The following is a 17780-nucleotide window of genomic DNA, read 5'->3' on the forward strand; positions in this document are numbered from 1 at the left end:
TGCCCCATGAAAAAAGTTGAACGGATTAATATCATTATGCGATATATCAACAACCGCGCCCATTTTACCATTTCGGAAATTATGCGTGAATTTAACATTTCCCGCTCGACAGCGATTCGGGATATCCGGGAAATTGAAGCCATGGGGATGCCGCTTGTCGCTGAAGTCGGAAGAGATGGAGGTTATTTTGTCATGAATAACTCTGTTCTCCCTACGGTCCGTTTCACCGATAATGAGATTAAAGCTCTATTCATCGCCTTTATGGCCACAAGAAACCAGCAACTTCCTTATCTAAAGAGTCGCCAGTCTCTGGCGGAGAAATTACTGGGCCTCATTTCGGAAAACCAGCAGGATGACCTTGTTTTATTAAATCAGATATTGCTATTTGAAGGGACCAACCCCCATAACCCCGACCTGCTTGATCTTTCGGACCTGCCCCATCCGATCTTAGAAAGGCTCATCCAAATCCTGCTTTCGGACAGCTATTTACTCATCACCGTTAAAGAAGGAAAGGAAATGAAGACTTACCCTATCTATCTTTTGCACCTTTACCGTGAAAAAAGCTTCTGGCAAATTGAAGGTTATGATCTGGAGGAAGAGAAGAGGCGGATTATTTCCGTCGATAATCTCACCCAAATAGAACGATACCCTGCGAAAAAGAGAGTCAGTAAGAAAAAGATTCTGGAACAGCTAAGCAGCCAGGAAGAAATCATCAACCTTGTCCTTGAACTTGGTCCTAAGGCAATTGCCCAGTTCAAAAAGTATCATCCCTTACATCTATCTATTTCCTACACGAATCCATATCAAACCACTGCAAACCTGAAGACTTTTGTCCATGTCGATAATGCCGAAGAATTGGCCGAAATATCAAATTGGCTGCTCTTCCTGGGGGAGGATATTCAGGTCAAGGAGATGCCGGAAGAAGTCTTGGACCAAATACAGGGACGGATAATATTATTTCCCCTTACTTAATCCAAGTTTGAAGAAGGATACGTCGATCGTAATTCATTGTAAAATTTCAATGTACCCCTCCGTTCCATGCACGCGAATCCTTTGTCCGTCTTTGATCAGTGTGGTCGCGTTCTCCACTCCGACAACGGCGGGAATGCCATATTCACGTGCGATAACGGCTCCATGGGTCATCAGGCCGCCCACCTCGGTGACCAGACCTTTTATGGATACAAACAGTGGAGTCCAGCTAGGATCTGTAAAGGGGGTGACCAAGATATCTCCGTCTTCCAGATCGGCCTCTTCCATGTTTATGATGACGCACGCTCGACCCTCAATGACTCCGGAAGAAACAGCCAGACCTGCAATGGCTTCGGCGGGTAATGATCTCTTTTGTACTTGCCGGATATAATTTCGCCATCGGACGTGATAACGCGTGGGGGAGTCAGTTTTTCATATAGTTTGTACTCGTCTTTTCGTTTGCCGATTATCTTGTAATCCAGTTTATTGGTGCGTACGACCTCATGAAGCTCCTCAAAAGTCAGGTAGTAGATATCTTCCTTTTCCTGAATAACGCCAGCCTGCAGTAGTCGCTCGGCTTCTTGAAGTAAAGCACCCTTATAAACGAAATAGCGGCTGACATAGCCGTATTTGGGATACTCCCTGTAACCGATGAAATTCCGGATTCGATCGATCATTACTTTAGTCTCTTCTGCCTTTTGTTCGCCATCCGGCAACAACTTCAATCGATCCAATAACTCTTGTTCTTTTGCCAATGCTTCCTGCCGCCCTTGTTCAAATTTTCGGCTGCTGGCATTAGGTTCAAAGTTTTTGATGTTGCCAAGGATCAACGGGACAAGCGTGATTGGCCTTTCGCTCCATCGGGTTCTCGTAATATCGATTTCTCCGGTGCACCGCATTCCATATTTGCCTAGAAAATCATGGAACGCATCACGAGTCTCCTGTCCGCCCTTAAACTTCAACAGCCCATCCAAAAAATCATCTTCTTTTGCATGCTGCAAATAATCAATGATTTCCGGATACGGGCGAATCACATCCGCGACATCTAACAACGCCAAGCCCATTTCCGAAGTAATATTGTTCGGTACGGATTGAGAAATTGGATCTGCCGCATTCTTTTCACCGAGCCATTGGAACATGTTTTCATTGATCCATGACGAAGCCTCCATCCCAGACATAATCACAGCGGAACTTTGCGGATCAAATAAAATCTTCTTCAATTGCTCCACGATATCTTCCAGAATAAAATCAAACAAATCCGATCCCGATTTGACTTGAATGTTATGTTTTAACTCTTCAATCGAGGCTTGACTACGCTTAATCAAATCAGATACGATCGCCGGATTACTCTCGATTTGCGCCATCAACTCTGTATTATTCCTCCGCGGAACCGGTGCGGTTTGATCATCAGGCACCAATTTTATGAAATCCCGCTCTAATATAGTCATGAGGGCTCCACGGATAAGCGGATCGGATTGTCCGAGGGTATTTACTAAAGTTTCTCGTCCGACAGGTGAAGCCAGCATAGATGTAATGTCAACAAATAACCTGCCACCGGCTGTACGCATAGGCGCGTTAGTAATTAACTGGTAAAAGGATAATCCTAGTGGTTTCATGGGATCCGTCATCATCTGTTGATGAGCGACGGATATATAGACGTGATTGTCTTGATCATTACTTTGAGGGATGGGATATAGGGTTGTGATCGGGCGGCTCTGAACCATATAAAAAGTGCCATCGGCCAAACACCATTCAATATCTTGCGGCTGGCCGAAATAGTCTTCGACTTGCCTTCCGATGCTTGCCAGTCTTAAAATTTGCTCATCCGTAACAGCTTGCTTCTTTTGCAGATCAGGATCGATCTGCCTGGTTTCTGTTCCCCCTTCCTTCCGTCCAAAGATCGCCAATGTTTTGGTTGCGATTCGCTTCTCGACGATTTCACCTTCCCGTACTTTATAACCATCAGCGGATACCAAACCGGACACCAGCGCTTCCCCAAGCCCAAATCCGGCATCGATGGATAGCAGCTTCCGGTTTCCGCTCATCGGATCCGCGGTAAATATAATCCCCGAAGCCTGTGGGAAAACCATTCTTTGAACGATAACGGATAAATAAACATGTCTGTGGTCGAATCCGTTATGGATACGATAGATGACCGCGCGATCCGTAAATAGGGATGCCCAGCATTTGCTAATATGCCGTAAGACGTCATCGACGCCGATGATATTTAAATAGGTGTCTTGTTGACCTGCAAAGGAAGCATGCGGCAAATCTTCGGCAGTCGCACTGGAACGCACCGCATAAGCCTGTTCTTCATCAGTCCGGGTGAGATAATCAGTAACCGCTTCGACAACCTCGGAAGGAATTTCGGACTCCGTTATAGTCTGACGAATCTTTCCGCTGATTTCGCCGATTTGTTCCCGGTCTTCCGCTTTTAGCATGGTTAGTTGATCCAGCAAAGCATGATATGATTCGTTGTGTTCGATGGCTTTTTGAAACCCTGTAGTTGTCACACAAAACCCTTCGGGAACATGTATTCCTTCCATTTTTGATAATTCCCCTAAATTCAGCCCTTTTCCGCCAACAAGCCATAGCTGCTCCTTTCCTATTTCCTCAAAACCGAGAACCAATGAACTCATTCCACATCTCTCCTAACCAGTCATTTTGAAAAAAACATTTGACAAGAGTTTAGCGACATGATAAAGTTAAAGTATAAGATGAGATAATTATGTCTACATAATAAAGACAGTCGTGATCTGATTATAGCATCATGTCTGTTCATAGGCAATATAAAAGAACCTGATAATAATATCCAGGTTCTTTTTTTATTTCTGTCTACTTTTGTACCGTAGATAACGAAACAAGAACCGGACCGGCAAAATCCGATGCTTCCTCACCCTTTGGATTGCGGAGACGAAACAGGTAAGCGTCTCCCGATTCAGACTTCCACACCATGTAATCCCTAATCCCTTCCCCACTCGACACTTGAAGATAGACCTCGGCGTAACCCAATGGATGTTCAACAAGCTCGCCGCTATAATCGGATACTTCCCCGAACGCTTCCAATTCTTCATTTCCTGCTGTTTTAAGCTGCGTCAGATCATAATCCGCCGGAAGCGGTTCGATCTCGACATTGTATTCCGGATTGCTGGTAAGAAACAGACGTCCTTCGGAAGCGTCAAAATCAAACTTTTCGAATACGTATAAAGAAAAACCGTCCCCTTGTTGCAAGGCAGCCGTAAGCGGCTGATCCCCCTCACCCGTCATCAAATCAAAACTTTCGGTCTGTGGCCGCGTCGGCTCGGGAGCTTTGTTGTTCTCCGGCTCCGGAGTCGTGACCGTTTCATTAGCCGGTGTTACAGTTTCAGAACCGGCGGAAGGCTCGGTTGCTTCTGAGCAAGCGGTAAACGATAGAACCATAACTAAAATCGGGATTGTTATAAATGATACATATTTTCTATTCATATTTGGTCACACCTTTCTGTCGGCAATTCGATACACAAATTAATACTAGTGTTACCAGTTTATTACCCTTATGAAAAACTTAAGAACAATCATCATTATTAGGCCGTATTGCAATGAAGCGATGTCTGTTCTATGCCGAGTTCCATCGGTATATGAACTGGGAGATGCGCCGAGCTGCCGAATCCCCCTACATTCTCAGTAAATGCCCGACTGTGGTACAATGTTTTCAAAATACTTCCAGAAAGAAAAACACGATGACGGTATGAGGCGGAAATTATAGGAGGAACAACGTGATAAAATCAGAAATCGGTTATCGACGATTACAGAATCAGCGAATTGCTGGCGACAAGTGCGAGAAGCCGGATGATGTAGTACGCTATCTCGGCGCTATACAGGCTCAGGATTATCATCAAATGCTTTGGGCGATCGGCTGTCGAATGCAGCATGGAGTGGCCGCGGATATTGAGCGAAGTATTGAAGACCGCAATATTGTGCTGACCTGGCCGATGCGCGGAACGATTCACGCAGTACCTCCGGAATCCATAAGAGGGATGCTCCAGTTATTGACTCCGCGCATACTGGCAAGCGACAAGCGCAGGCTCAAAGAGTTGGAATTGACACCGGAAATTATCGAGCAAAGCAAGGAAATCCTGATCCATGCTTTGAAAGGGAATAAAAGAATCTCGCGTCCGGTCCTGATGGAACTGTTTGAGGAAGCGGGTATTCGTACGACGGGTCAACGGGGTTATCATCTGCTTTGGCATTCGGCGCAAATCGGTTTGATTTGTATGGGGCCGCGGGAAGGCAAGCAGCAGACATTCGTCCTTCTTGATGAATGGGTGCCGCCGGGAGATGACATTTCGCGGGAGGAAGTTTTGTCGCAGCTCACCAAACGATATTATATCTCGCATGGTCCCGCGAGCGTTCATGACTTCGCCTGGTGGACTGGATTAACACTAAGAGATGCCCGCAAGGGATTAGAATTGGCTGGGAATCAGTTCGAACCCGCGAAGATCGACGACCGGGAGCTTTGGTATCATTCGTCACTGTCAGCCGGCAACAAAGAGATCACCCCTGGTGTCTATCTGCTTCCGGGTTTTGATGAATACGTGCTCGGCTATAAGGACCGTTCCGATGTATTACGTGCAGAGTACGCAAAGTACATCATTCCCGGTGGGAACGGCGTATTCATGCCAACCATCGTCATCGATGGACAAGTTGCCGGCATATGGAAGCGCAAGATCAAAGCCAAAGGGCTGGACATCGTGCTGGAGTTATTTTCTGCACATGATGACCGCGAGAACGACCTGATGGCCGCCGCCTCAAAGTATGTTGAATTCATGGAACTTCCTCTGCTCTCTGTAGATATACAAGTTAAAATTCACTGATATCCTCCCTCCTTATGAATAAGTTATTATCGATTTCAGGAATTAGGAACCCAATTGCAGATGATACTGGACTTTAGTCGAGCTCTGATACCTGCCGCAGTCCGGTCCGGATCCTGGAGACCTTCGATACAATATAGCTAAGACTGCTGGAGGAGCGATTATTGATGAATTACGAACATAAAGTACGGAAAGAAGTTGCCGACTGGGAACAAAAAATGTTCAAATCTCCAGGATGGCTGGAAAAAACTTCGAAAACAATCAGCAACCAAATCAATCACTTAATTCCTGCCAAGGTGAACAACATCATTACGACCACCATACGATCGATTGTGCGCACGGCGCTATTCGGTGCGGAATATACGCCAAGCCGTCCAGTACACCGTACACTGAATTTGGAGACTTCCGATCAAGATGCGAAAGAGTTGTTTGCGCTGTATCAAAAAATCGCGGTCGCCGAAGGCGCAGGTACCGGTGCTGGCGGTATTATATTTAGCATGGTAGATTTCCCGGCTCTCATTGCGATCAAGATGAAATTTATGTTTGAGCTGGCGCATGTTTATGGTTATGACACCAATCATTTTTCCGAGCGGGTTTTCATTTTAAAGGTATTTCAAATGACATACTCAGGGCCGGAGAATCGAGCCAAGCTGCTCAGTTCCCTCAAGCATTGGCATATCGAGAAGGAACAATGGCTCTCCGACACTGAATACTATCGGGAAATGGATTGGGAGACTTTTCAGATCGAGTATCGTGACGCTTTGGACTTCCGGAAAATGCTGCAGATGATGCCCGGAATCGGCGCTTTCGCTGGCGCCTGGGCAAACTACACGATTCTTGAGGAGCTCCGTGAATACGCCATGAACGCTTATCGCCTACGCAGATTGCATGATGATTTCGAGGTAATGAGTTAAATTGAAATAACAAAGGCCGCCTCTTCACCAGAGACGGCTTGTTGTCATGTAACTATGAGAAGCTAACCATTTCATCGGCCGAGGGCCCATAGAAACCGGGTATCGGAATATCGAGAAGCCTCAGATAAACCCCGAGCTGTGCCCGGTGGTGGACCATGTGGCTTATTCCGAAGGAGCGAAGCGCATTCGCCCGCGGTTGACTCAGGATGACGTAATCGCCATTCCGCAGCGTCCATTTCTCGCTGAGTGTGATCTCGTCGCTTTCACCAAGCAGCTGTTGAAGCTTCACGACATTTGCGTCGAATTCCGCCAACAGATCTTCCCGTCTCGTCAATGCTTCCCGTTTCTGCGGCAGGGTCGAAAGATCTAATTCCGAGCTATCAAAAATTGCCACTTGCCAGTTCAACAGATTGACCAGATGGGTGGCCAGTCCGCTCAAAGCCATCGATTTCGGATGCGGCTTCCACGACATATGATCTTCGGGCAGAACCTCCAGGATGCGGCGCGTATTGGCCAGTTCATGCATGAAGTCTCCGAGTATCAGTTGTTTCCCCATAAATTACCTCTCCTCCCTTTTATGGTTAGCATACTATAAGCCTGGCCCAGTGAAAAGACTTGCCTACAACAGACTTCCTCAATAAGAGCAATATTTTACAACCTACGCAATACTTTATGATTGCCGCCATCATCGCGGTCTTTTAAGATAGAGCCAGAACCTACTTTAAGACGAAGGATGGGATGTATGACATGAATCATCATCTGTTTGCAACACACCCTCCAATGGGTTGGAATAGCTGGGATTGCTACGGTGCTGCCGTGCGTGAAGAAGAAATTAGAGGGAATGCTGAATATATGGCCAAACACCTCAAGGATTATGGATGGGATTACATAGTAGTAGATATCCAATGGTATGAACCGGGAGCAATATCCTCTCAATATCGCCCCTTCGTTCCTTTAGAAATGGATTCCTATTCCCGGTTAATGCCCGCCGTTAATCGGTTCCCCTCTGCTGCGGACGGCAAGGGATTCAAGCCTCTTGCGGATTACGTCCACAGTCTGGGCCTGAAATTCGGTATCCACATCATGCGAGGCATTCCCCGCCAGGCCGTTCATGCAGCTACGCCGATACTTGGTACTTCGGTCACGGCCCGGGACATTGCGCATCCGAATTCCATCTGTCCATGGAACACCGACATGTACGGGGTAGATGCGTCCAAGGAAGGTGCTCAAGCTTACTACAACTCCTTGTTCGAATTGTATGCTTCCTGGGGTGTTGATTTTGTGAAGGTAGATGATATAGCGGCATCTCGCCTATATCAGATTCATGTTCCTGAAATCGAAATGATCCGAAAAGCGATAGACCGCTGCGGAAGAGACATGGTCCTCAGTCTGTCACCTGGACCCGCACCGCTTGAACATGCGGAGGAATTGAAGGCCAACGCCAATATGTGGCGTATGACGGACGATTTCTGGGATCTTTGGCCTTTATTGCATGGTATGTTTGAGCGCTGCTACAAATGGGCCGAACATGTGGCACCCGGTCAATGGCCGGACTGCGATATGCTACCCCTCGGACATTTGGGTATCCGTTCCGTTGACGGAGGAGGCAGCGATCGTTGGACACGTTTCACAAAGGACGAGCAACTGACGATGATGACCTTATGGTCGATCTTCCGTTCCCCCCTCATGTTTGGCGGAGAAATGCGGGACAACGATGAATGGACGCTTTCTCTACTGACCAACCGTGACGTGCTGCATCTGCATAGAAACGGTTCCGGTGCTCATCAAGTATCACGGGAGACGGATAAGATCGTATGGAAGGCACAAGATGATAACGGAGCCGTTTATGCAGCTCTATTTAATGCGGGTGACGAGGAGGCCATCGTATCCGTTTCCATGGAGCAGCTTGGATTGACTCCTAGCCCTAGGGGAAAAGAACTCTGGACTGGCGAGGTTATAACTTTAACAGACGGGCAACTTTCCGCGAAGCTGCCTCCTCACGGCGCTGCCTTGTATAGACTTGAACCCTAATTTGAAATATTCTGTTTAAAGAAGATGTACTAAACCACTTAAGGAGGAGATCCAATTATGAGCAAACCCAAATCCAATACTCCAGACTATTCCACCATCGGATTCCGGTTCTCTGAAGCTTCTTCCATGGGTTTATACGAATTATTTGCCGTAGGCAGGGATTTGATATCCTCCCCCTCTTACCGATGGGAAGGCCAACAGCGGTCCGATGGACCGCTGTTTCTTTTCCAATATACAATATCCGGGAACGGGCGCCTTCGAATCGGCAGCAAGGAGCATCTTCTTTCAGCGGAAACCGCGTTTCTGGTAGAAATCCCGGGTGACCATTGTTATTACTTTGCGGAGAAGGATGAGCCATGGGAATTCATCTTTCTGCTGTTCCGTCCTAACGGCTTATCGGACCACTGGAATGCCATCAAGAGCCGATGCGGCACTATTGTCGCCATCCCGCGGGAGCATTCTGTCATCCGGACACTGGAACTGATCTACCTGGATGCCAGGGACGGACAACTCCCCGATGCTTTCCGGGCTTCCTCCTCCGTATATCGTTTTATGATGGAGTTAAGGCGCTTTGCCGACGAATTAGACGGAACCGGGACTCAGCCGGAAGCGATTCGTAAGGCCTTGGATTGGATGGAAAAGCACTACGCATCCGTATCCGGAATAGAAGCCATCGCGGAGGCTTCGGGATTGTCCAAGTTCCATTTCATCCGCCGGTTTACCTCTACGGTAGGAATAACCCCTCTTCAATACCTGACAAAAGTCCGCATCGGTCATGCGATCCGTCTGCTGCGCGAAACCGACCATAGCATAGAGGACATTGCATGTAATGTCGGTTTTTCCGGGGGCAGTTATTTTATTAAAGTTTTCCATGGTATTGTAGGGTGTTCCCCGGGAGAGTTCAGGAAAGAAAAAAGTCACTTGGCCTTTCACAGGCTTTTCTTCGATTGATTTGCGAGATGATTATGCCAAGTATTTCCCCGTAATCGACTGTTCCGCATGGATGATCTGCGAAGGGGTGCCTTCGAATACCACCTGCCCCCCTTTGCTTCCCCCGTCCGGCCCCATATCGATAATCCAATCCGCTTGGCAGATCACATCCAGGTTATGCTCAATTACGATGACCGTATTGCCTGCATCCACGAGACGGTTCATGATCTCCAGAAGGTGGCCGATATCCGACATATGCAGGCCGGTGGTCGGCTCGTCCATCACATAAATGCTGCCCTTCTTATGCAGCTCGCTGGCCAGCTTGATGCGTTGGCATTCCCCTCCCGATAACGTGCTGAGCGGCTGTCCAAGCGTAATATAGTTCAACCCCACATCACTCATGGCTTGGAGTTTACGCACAACCTCTTTGAGCTGGAAAAATTCCAACGCCTGCTCCACCGTCATCTCCAGTACTTCCGCAATGGACTTGCCGTTCAACTTGTACTCGAGCACCTCTTCCTTGAATCGTCTGCCTCCGCATACTTCACATGGCAGCTTCACGCTGTCGAGGAACGCAAGGTCCGTATATACGACGCCAAGCCCTTGGCAATTCTCGCAAGCCCCCTTGGAGTTGAAGCTGAACAAGCCTTGATTCACCTTGTTTGCGGCAGCAAACGCCTTACGTACGTCATCCATAATCCCTGTGTAGGTCGCAGGATTCGAACGTGTTGATACGCCCACTGCCGACTGATCGATGACGATCGCATCCGGATGGCTGCCGAGAAATACTTCGTTAATCAGCGTGCTCTTGCCTGAGCCGGCGACACCCGTCACGACGGTCAATACGCCGGTTGGAATATCTACACTCACATTCTGTAAATTGTGTAATGTGGCATCCTTGATGGACAGCTTGCCGGACGGCTGCCTGCAGTCTTCTTTCAACTGGATCGGCCGCTTCATATAGTTGCCTGTCAGCGTACCCGAATCCAGTAAGTCTTCGTAGCTTCCTTCAAACACAATAGTACCGCCGCGGCTGCCGGCGAGAGGCCCGACATCGACGATATGGTCCGCCACTTTGATTACATCCGGATCATGCTCGACGACAATTACGGTATTACCCTTGTCACGCAGCTTTTGCAGCAATTCATTTAACCGGTGCACATCGCGGGGATGCAATCCGACACTGGGTTCATCAAAGATGTAAGTGACATCCACCAGACTGCCGCTCAGGTGCTTCACCATCTTGACGCGCTGTGACTCGCCGCCGGACAAGGTGTCCGTCTCCCGGTCCAGCGTCAGGTAGTCGAGCCCGATATCGACCAAATGTTGCAGCCGTTCCCCCAGGGACTTAACGATTGGCGCAGCGACAGCGTCGTCAATCTCCCGAATGACGCGAAGCAGCTCGCCGATCTCCATGGACGCCATCTCCGCAATGTTCCGCCCATGGATTCTGCTGCTCAGCGCGGCCTGACTGAGTCTCGCGCCGCGGCAGCCCGAACAAGGTCCTTCGGAAATGTACGGTGCAACCGTTTTTTGCGTTCGCTCCGACTTCGCTTTTAAATCTTGCTTGATATATTTATTGGTGAATTTCTCAATAACGCCTTCTACCGTAATATTCGTGGCCTTACCGGCAAAATCCATCTTAACTTTTCTGGCTTTGGAGTATAACAGGTGATCCAATTCTTCATCCGTATAATCGCTGAGCTTCTTGTCGAGATCGAAGTCTCCCGACTGCACGATCATGTTCCACTCCCATCCGCTTACGGAATAGTCCGGCAGCATTAGAGCCCCATCATTCAGCGACTTGGACATGTCAACGGCCTTGCTCATATCAACGCCTAATTTGCGGCCGATTCCGTTACATTCGGGACACATGCCTTGAGGATCGTTAAATGAGAACATGTGCGCTTGTCCGACATAAGGTTTACCCACTCGGGAAAAGAGAAGCCGGAGAATAGGAGAAATATCGGTAATGGTGCCCATTGTGGAATGAGAGCCGCCGCCCAGGCGCTTCTGATCCACGATCACAGCCATGCTCAGGTTTTCGATCGCATCCGTATCCGGCTGCGGAACCCGAGGCAGGAATGTACGCACGAACATGCTGAAATTCTCATTCAGGAGTCGCGTTGATTCCGCGGCGATCGTATCGAATACGATCGAAGACTTGCCGGATCCTGATACTCCCGTAAAAATCGTGATTTTCCGTTTAGGAACTCGCAAGGATACATTCTTGAGATTGTTCTCCCGGGCACCCGAGATTACGATATACTCCTGATTGGATTGGCTCATGCTAACATCCTTCCGATTGGTTATTAACTACTTTACTTAACTACACCAATCCATAATATACCATAAATTTTATCCTTTTAGGTGCACTCGAATCAGAATATCCTGGTCATGATTTCCGAAACCGGCCCCATAAATACTCAAACCGCCTATATTGACGGCCTGCTCATCCACTGCGAAACGAAGCGTCCAGAACGGTTCCGATAACTTGATATCCGCTACAGTCACATCCGACATCCGTTCCCCATCTATAAAGGTTCCTGAAGCATCAATGCGGATCGTCTTCAATAACCCGTATTGATTTACATTTCTGTGCCACCACTTCGGCGTATATTTGCCGCGCGCCGCCCTTCCGAAGTCTGCCGGGCTTGTCCATGTTCCTAGGGATATGCCGTTAAACTCGAACCGAATATCCGAAGGCCAGTGATCTCTCAAGCCGGGCGCTTCCGAAGCAATTTCCATCGAGATTTCAATAGCGTCAGCGACTTCGTCAGGAAGCAAATAATTGGGCGTTTTGTACTCAACATAGCCTCTTCCGAACCACAGGATCGAAGCGTGAACCCGCTCAGGATCCAGAAAATAGCGCGGATCGTCCCAAACGCCGATTTCCTTCTCAAGCGTGCCTAGCCCGCAGGTAGGATGAACTTCAAAGGCGGTATAATGACCGACTGAAATGCTCTGTTCCCTGATCTTTGCGTTTCGGCCGGCAGTGGGCAGCTCGATTTCAATCGTTTTTTGCTTTAGAAAACACAATTTGTGCGTGCCTCCGTTTTGGCGAACCCTGCGGCTGCCAATGAGACCGGCGTCTTCGAGTTTTCGGATGTGCATGGTAACAATGGATGGGCTTAGCTCCAACTTTCCCGCAATCTCTTTCACATTCATTTCCCTATCGGCAATGAGGTTCATAATTTTCCATCGGACTTCGCTTGCCAGCGCCTCATATAAGGCCATGAATTGGGGGTCTCCGTTCGCTTTTATCATATTGACCATCAAACTCCTTAACGCGCATGCACATATTGAAATCACATATATATTAATTTAACTGATTTAATATAGAGCATCAACACTGGATTATTGAAATAATCAACCCGTTGGTGTTTAATTTTCTTATCTCACATGCAAACTGAATTCATATATATGTAATTTTAAAGAAGAGGTGTACAAATGAAGTACAATAACCCTGTCATTAAAGGCTTTTACCCTGACCCAAGTGTTTGCAAAGTAAACGATACCTATTATCTGGTTTGCAGTACTTTTCAGTATTTCCCCGGCGTACCGATTTTTGAAAGTAAAGACCTGTTGAACTGGACTCAAATCGGGCATTGCTTGACTCGAAAAAGCCAGATTCAGCTTGAGACGGTGGGCAGTTCCGGTGGCGTGTTTGCTCCTACCATCCGTTACAATAACGGTCGTTTCTACATGACGACAACCAATGATACGACCCGTCAGAACTTCTATGTCTGGACTGATAATATTTACGGCGAATGGTCGGATCCGATCCCTGTCGATCAGGGAGGAATCGATCCGGATTTATATTTTGAGGACGGCAGAACGTATTTCATGAGCAACGGAACAGACGATTTCGGAGTCAACGGAATCGTTCAGTGCGAAATCGAAATTGAAACCGGAAGCAAATTGACACCTAGCCGTTCCATATGGCAAGGAACCGGCGGGCGTTATTTGGAAAGCCCTCATATGTATAAAATCAACGGCCGATATTACCTGCTGGCAGCCGAAGGCGGCACCGAATACGGCCATATGGTGACTTATGCCCGGGGAGAATCTCTTTCCGGCCCGTTCGAACCTTATCCGAACAATCCCGTACTGACCAATCGTAATTTAGGCGGTTATGAGCTGCAAGGGGTTGGTCACAGTGATCTGATTCAGGACTACGAAGGGAATTGGTGGCTCCTTCATCTCGGCTTCCGGCAAACCGGCCAGTATCTTACGTATCATCACTTGGGTCGCGAGGTTTTCCTTACCCCGGTTACCTTCGGGGAAGATGGCTGGTTTACGGCAGGCCATAACGGCACTACATTGATGAGCTTCGAAACGGATCGGTTCCCTGACGGTATCATCCAACAGGAGAAGAAGTCTTTTACATTCGAGAACACGGATTGGAATCTGGACTGGTGCTATCTGCGTCATCCGGCTCCGGAAAACTATCTGCTCGAACCCGATAAAGTGACGCTGAAAGGAACCAAATTGACGCTGGATGTTCCTTTGTCCCCCACATTTATAGGGATTCGTCAAAAAGACTTCAACGCAGTCATTTCATGCGACATCAGCCTAAAGGGCGGCGAAGCCGGAATTACGGTCTATATGGACGAAAACCACCATTATGATTTGGCCTTGCACAACGGCCCACAAGGATACGAGGTCATCGAGCGGCTTAATGTAGGAGATATCAAATCCGTGGAAAGAGCGATCGACCTCGGACAGTGCAATCATGCCACATTGGTAATTAAATCAAACCCTACTCATTATCATTTCTATGTCCGAACGGATGATGGTACGGAGACCTTGCTCGGAGCTGCACAATCGAGATATCTCTCCTCGGAAGTTGCGGGCGGATTTACAGGGGTCCTTATCGGTTTGTATGCCACGGGAAAAGAACGAGATTGCCATGCGGCGTTCACACAATTTAGCATCGTGTATTCCTGATTCAATATTTAATGTGGTGAATTAACATCATTTATAATAAGCAGGTAAAGCAAAAAGCCGCGGATATCGCGGCTTTTGTTCGTCTTGTTCATTTATTCTTCTGTCGGATCGGTACGGAGGTCTTGATCCGGTTCTGTAAAATCCCAACGGGTAAAGGTAACCTCGAGTCCATCCCGGGTTGGAGAGCAGGCAAACGGTCCCGCCTGATTCCCTGCTGGATAAGGGAACCGGGCTACGCGAATGGTGCGCCAGGCATGAAGCCGCGTACGTGCGCGGATGATCACCGCGTCCTTCATAATCGAAGCGCGAAGCGTAACCTCTTCCCCGGCCCATTCCGGCACGGCGGCAAGCGACCAATCGGAATAACCGTCGGTTACGACGGCGGAAAGCTGCGGAATTCCGTCATTGATTTCAATGCCCGCTTTAATCCATTGGCCCGGGCCATGATACAAGAGGATGCCTGCCTGATCATACAACTCCGTGAAGGAAGAGAGTTGGAACGAGACTTCCACTGCCTTGTCTTTACTCCAATCCGCCAACAAAGCGGCCCCATCCTCATACTCAAAACCATAAAAAGTCTTTTTCCAGAAGTCTCTTCCCTTTTCGGGCACCACCTTCAAGAATTGATCTTCTATCCGGGCAGACAAGGGCTTATTGAGCCATTCCCCCGCCTCCCAATCCATTTTCTTAATCATCATAGTTTTGAACTCCTTAATCAAAGATAGATTAAATTAATTCCCCGCGCTTTTTCAAATAACGATATAAAATACAACCGCAGACGGAACATAAAAGAGCACATAAGGCAATAAATCCGTACCCCGCCTGCAGCCCTCGCAGCAATCCGTTGGCATTACCCACCCCATACATTTTTTTCACAATTTCGATGACAAATCCGATAACGTAGTTGCCGATCACACTGCCCAGTCCCATTAACGTGACCGTAAAAGTAATCGCGGTGTCGCTTCCGCGCGGGTAACGTTTTGCAATAAAGGCCATAACGGTCGGATAAATCATGGCAATCCCAATCCCTGCCGCCGCAAACAGGAAAGACCACGATTCTCCCCCGACAATAGCGGCAAATGTACAAAGCGCAGACAGGCCGGAGAATATAATTAGGGAAAACGTAAATCCGATTTTATCGGTTACAGGCCCCAAGAAGAGTCTGGCAAGAGCGAATAGAAGGAAAAAGGCGGACAGCATACCCGAGGCTTTTACGGTGTCCCAGTGGTATGCTTTTTCCAGGAAATTGACCAGCCAGCCCCCTACAGCCAATTCGGATACAACGCCAAACGAGAGAATGAGCACCATCCACCACAATGCAGGATCTCTCATCAATTCCTTTAGGGGAGTCCGGCTCTCATTCGCAAGATCATCTCCAGGAAAAGTACTGCGCAGGGCAGTCAGGATCGGAAGCAAAGATAATGAAAGCATGACCAGATACATTCCGCGCCAATCCAGCGCATGACCGAATACTTGAACCGACATGACTCCTGTTGCAATCAAAGGCGCGACCGTGGAACTTAATCCGTAGAAGGCATGAGATAAATTCATCATGGTTCCCGTATTCTTGACAAAGATCCGTGCTCCCAGAATAGCCAATGCAATTTCGAGCATCCCGTTTCCGATATACATCAAAAAATAGGAAGCGGAAAACAGCGGGTACGTATGCGATATGAAGATAAATACGCCTGAAATCAGCATGGAGGCAAAAGACAGAATACTTGCGGCTTTGATCCCCCATTTTCTAACCAATACAGCGGTAAACGAGCAGGCTATCAGATAACCCAATGCGTTCAAAGATAACAGACTGCCCAATTGCTCTTCATTTAAATGGAAATCAAATTGAATCCTTGGAATGGCAGGTCCTTTAATATTCTCCGAGATCCCAAAAATGATAAATCCCAGAAAGATGGTAGCCAGTTGCATAGCATAGATCTTATTAAATTTTTTGGATGTTTGCTTCAAACTGTAATCCTCCTAAATCAATCAGCGGGTTACAAAAATCTACACTATCTTCTCTCCACCAATTGCAAACGAAAAGTTAAACTTTCCAAAGTAATGGCTATAATTCCGGTTAAATACTCGTCTTGCGTATTGTTCTTTATTAAGAGACTCGGCATATGCTCTTCTGGAATATATTGAAGACAACCCTTTATCAATTCCTCCGACATGGAAGGATGCGTTAAATCCCCGGTGATGGCAACAGAAACCGGGTTGATGATCGTGATAATCGAACTTAACAGTTTGGCTGCCAATGCAATAAAGTCATCTTTATTATGCAGTCGTTCCAATTGCTCTTCCCGCGTAATTCCAAAGGGGAAATAGGAAATTTCGCCTGCAAAGTTGGTATTCCCGGTGACCATACGTCCGTTTACAATAAAACCTGCGCCGGGATAATGATTCTTGGGAAAAGTGACAATAGCAAACGTCTTATCTTCCTCAAAATTTTGCAGATTATAGAACCCATAAACCGTCAGATTCATGTCATTTTCTATAATGACGTCTATGTTGTATTTTTCTTCAAGCCGCGGACCCAAAGGTTCACCTGCCAGAGGAGCCACATCGCAAATTCCGATGATTCCTTGATGGGCAACTCCCGGGATACCAATCCCGATCGCTTTTATGTTGTGATATTTAACCGTGAATTCCTCGATCAACTGATCAATGGTTTCAACATCAATGAAATCCAAGCTTCTTGTCCCCTCTTCCATTTTCTCGCCAAGTAAATTGACGAGCGCATAAACTATTGAATGAAGGCCTCCTTCCGTTTTTACCAATAAACAAAGAACATACGCATAATCGGCGTTGAACATGTACTGTCTGGCCGGACGTCCGCCGCTCGATTCTTCCAGTTCTCTCTCCAGAACCTCCCCGCTTTGCACCAGTTCATTAAGGATCGTGCCGCAAGTAGCGACACTTAATCGCGTCATATTCGCAATGGAAGCCTTCGTCCCCGTACCAACGGCCTTCAATGTGTTCTTCACTAACTCAACATTGATCTTTTTCACTTGCAGCGTATTATGGGTTGTCGGATTCACGGCGGCATGTCCTTTCTTCACGAGTTATTAAAACACTTATAATAAGTGTGATTTTAAAGGAAAATGAGCAAATGTCAAGCAAAAATCCCCTTCGAAAA

Annotated in this window: 13 protein-coding genes and 1 pseudogene; 6 read left to right on the forward strand and 8 right to left on the reverse strand. The window is 47.5% G+C overall.

The window, feature by feature from the left end:
* The first annotated feature begins 6 nt into the window (after positions 1 to 6).
* A complete protein-coding gene (locus KJS57_RS13985) occupies positions 7 to 972 on the forward strand; it encodes a helix-turn-helix transcriptional regulator (protein WP_213655264.1) in 966 nt (321 codons plus the stop codon).
* A 33-nt stretch (positions 973 to 1005) separates the two neighbouring features.
* On the opposite strand, the pseudogene ppsA reads toward KJS57_RS13985, so the two are convergent.
* Both ppsA and KJS57_RS13995 read right to left on the reverse strand, forming a co-directional pair.
* Positions 1006 to 3608, reverse strand: a pseudogene (ppsA, locus tag KJS57_RS13990) (phosphoenolpyruvate synthase).
* Positions 3609 to 3804: 196 nt separating this feature from the next.
* Positions 3805 to 4434, reverse strand: coding sequence for a DUF8580 domain-containing lipoprotein (locus KJS57_RS13995; RefSeq protein WP_213655265.1), 630 nt, complete (start codon positions 4432 to 4434; stop codon positions 3805 to 3807).
* Between the two features lie 290 nt (positions 4435 to 4724).
* Between KJS57_RS13995 and KJS57_RS14000 the strand changes: the two genes are divergently transcribed.
* Together KJS57_RS14000 and KJS57_RS14005 are read left to right on the forward strand one after the other, a co-directional pair.
* Positions 4725 to 5822 (forward strand): winged helix DNA-binding domain-containing protein, encoded by a 1098-nt coding sequence (locus KJS57_RS14000; protein ID WP_213655266.1) that lies wholly within the window; start codon positions 4725 to 4727, stop codon positions 5820 to 5822.
* A gap of 164 nt (positions 5823 to 5986) precedes the next feature.
* A complete protein-coding gene (locus KJS57_RS14005; RefSeq protein ID WP_213655267.1) occupies positions 5987 to 6733 on the forward strand; it encodes an EcsC family protein in 747 nt (248 codons plus the stop codon).
* Between the two features lie 52 nt (positions 6734 to 6785).
* On the opposite strand, the gene KJS57_RS14010 is transcribed toward KJS57_RS14005, so the two are convergent.
* Complete coding sequence (locus KJS57_RS14010; RefSeq protein ID WP_213655268.1) at positions 6786 to 7289, reverse strand: DinB family protein; 504 nt, start codon at positions 7287 to 7289, stop codon at positions 6786 to 6788.
* Between the two features lie 191 nt (positions 7290 to 7480).
* Here KJS57_RS14010 and KJS57_RS14015 point away from each other — a divergent pair, with 191 nt between their 5' ends.
* The gene (locus KJS57_RS14015) at positions 7481 to 8764 is read left to right on the forward strand and encodes a glycoside hydrolase family 27 protein (protein ID WP_213655269.1); all 1284 of its coding nucleotides are present in this window, start codon (positions 7481 to 7483) and stop codon (positions 8762 to 8764) included.
* A 57-nt stretch (positions 8765 to 8821) separates the two neighbouring features.
* Positions 8822 to 9715, forward strand: a complete 894-nt coding sequence (locus KJS57_RS14020; protein WP_213655270.1) for an AraC family transcriptional regulator — start codon at positions 8822 to 8824, stop codon at positions 9713 to 9715.
* Positions 9716 to 9727: 12 nt separating this feature from the next.
* Here the strand turns inward: KJS57_RS14020 and KJS57_RS14025 are convergent, their stop codons facing one another.
* A complete protein-coding gene (locus tag KJS57_RS14025) occupies positions 9728 to 11983 on the reverse strand; it encodes an ATP-binding cassette domain-containing protein (RefSeq protein ID WP_213655271.1) in 2256 nt (751 codons plus the stop codon).
* A 69-nt stretch (positions 11984 to 12052) separates the two neighbouring features.
* Complete coding sequence (locus KJS57_RS14030; protein WP_213655272.1) at positions 12053 to 12961, reverse strand: ArsR/SmtB family transcription factor; 909 nt, start codon at positions 12959 to 12961, stop codon at positions 12053 to 12055.
* A gap of 183 nt (positions 12962 to 13144) precedes the next feature.
* Here KJS57_RS14030 and KJS57_RS14035 point away from each other — a divergent pair, with 183 nt between their 5' ends.
* On the forward strand, positions 13145 to 14644 hold the full coding sequence (locus KJS57_RS14035) for a glycoside hydrolase family 43 protein (RefSeq protein ID WP_213655273.1): 1500 nt from the start codon (positions 13145 to 13147) through the stop codon (positions 14642 to 14644).
* Between the two features lie 92 nt (positions 14645 to 14736).
* On the opposite strand, the gene KJS57_RS14040 is transcribed toward KJS57_RS14035, so the two are convergent.
* From KJS57_RS14040 to KJS57_RS14050, 3 genes are all read right to left on the reverse strand, one after another.
* Positions 14737 to 15342, reverse strand: coding sequence for a DUF1349 domain-containing protein (locus tag KJS57_RS14040; protein WP_213655274.1), 606 nt, complete (start codon positions 15340 to 15342; stop codon positions 14737 to 14739).
* Positions 15343 to 15370: 28 nt separating this feature from the next.
* Positions 15371 to 16570 (reverse strand): MFS transporter, encoded by a 1200-nt coding sequence (locus tag KJS57_RS14045; protein ID WP_213655356.1) that lies wholly within the window; start codon positions 16568 to 16570, stop codon positions 15371 to 15373.
* Between the two features lie 83 nt (positions 16571 to 16653).
* Positions 16654 to 17682: an ROK family protein gene (locus KJS57_RS14050; RefSeq protein WP_213655357.1), complete on the reverse strand. Its 1029-nt coding sequence runs from the start codon at positions 17680 to 17682 to the stop codon at positions 16654 to 16656.
* Positions 17683 to 17780: the final 98 nt, after the last annotated feature.

It is taken from the genome of Paenibacillus vini (genome assembly GCF_018403325.1).
GTDB classification, from domain to species: domain Bacteria; phylum Bacillota; class Bacilli; order Paenibacillales; family Paenibacillaceae; genus Fontibacillus; species Fontibacillus vini.

Bases quoted from the DNA above. Each gene is read 5' to 3' on its own strand.
- KJS57_RS13985 (WP_213655264.1), top strand. From the start codon at position 7: ATGAAAAAAGTTGAACGGATTAATATCATTATGCGATATATCAACAAC.
- KJS57_RS13995 (WP_213655265.1), bottom strand. From the start codon at position 4,434: ATGAATAGAAAATATGTATCATTTATAACAATCCCGATTTTAGTTATG.
- KJS57_RS14005 (WP_213655267.1), top strand. From the start codon at position 5,987: ATGAATTACGAACATAAAGTACGGAAAGAAGTTGCCGACTGGGAACAA.
- KJS57_RS14010 (WP_213655268.1), bottom strand. From the start codon at position 7,289: ATGGGGAAACAACTGATACTCGGAGACTTCATGCATGAACTGGCCAAT.
- KJS57_RS14015 (WP_213655269.1), top strand. From the start codon at position 7,481: ATGAATCATCATCTGTTTGCAACACACCCTCCAATGGGTTGGAATAGC.
- KJS57_RS14020 (WP_213655270.1), top strand. From the start codon at position 8,822: ATGAGCAAACCCAAATCCAATACTCCAGACTATTCCACCATCGGATTC.
- KJS57_RS14025 (WP_213655271.1), bottom strand. From the start codon at position 11,983: ATGAGCCAATCCAATCAGGAGTATATCGTAATCTCGGGTGCCCGGGAG.
- KJS57_RS14030 (WP_213655272.1), bottom strand. From the start codon at position 12,961: ATGATAAAAGCGAACGGAGACCCCCAATTCATGGCCTTATATGAGGCG.
- KJS57_RS14035 (WP_213655273.1), top strand. From the start codon at position 13,145: ATGAAGTACAATAACCCTGTCATTAAAGGCTTTTACCCTGACCCAAGT.
- KJS57_RS14040 (WP_213655274.1), bottom strand. From the start codon at position 15,342: ATGATGATTAAGAAAATGGATTGGGAGGCGGGGGAATGGCTCAATAAG.
- KJS57_RS14045 (WP_213655356.1), bottom strand. From the start codon at position 16,570: ATGCAACTGGCTACCATCTTTCTGGGATTTATCATTTTTGGGATCTCG.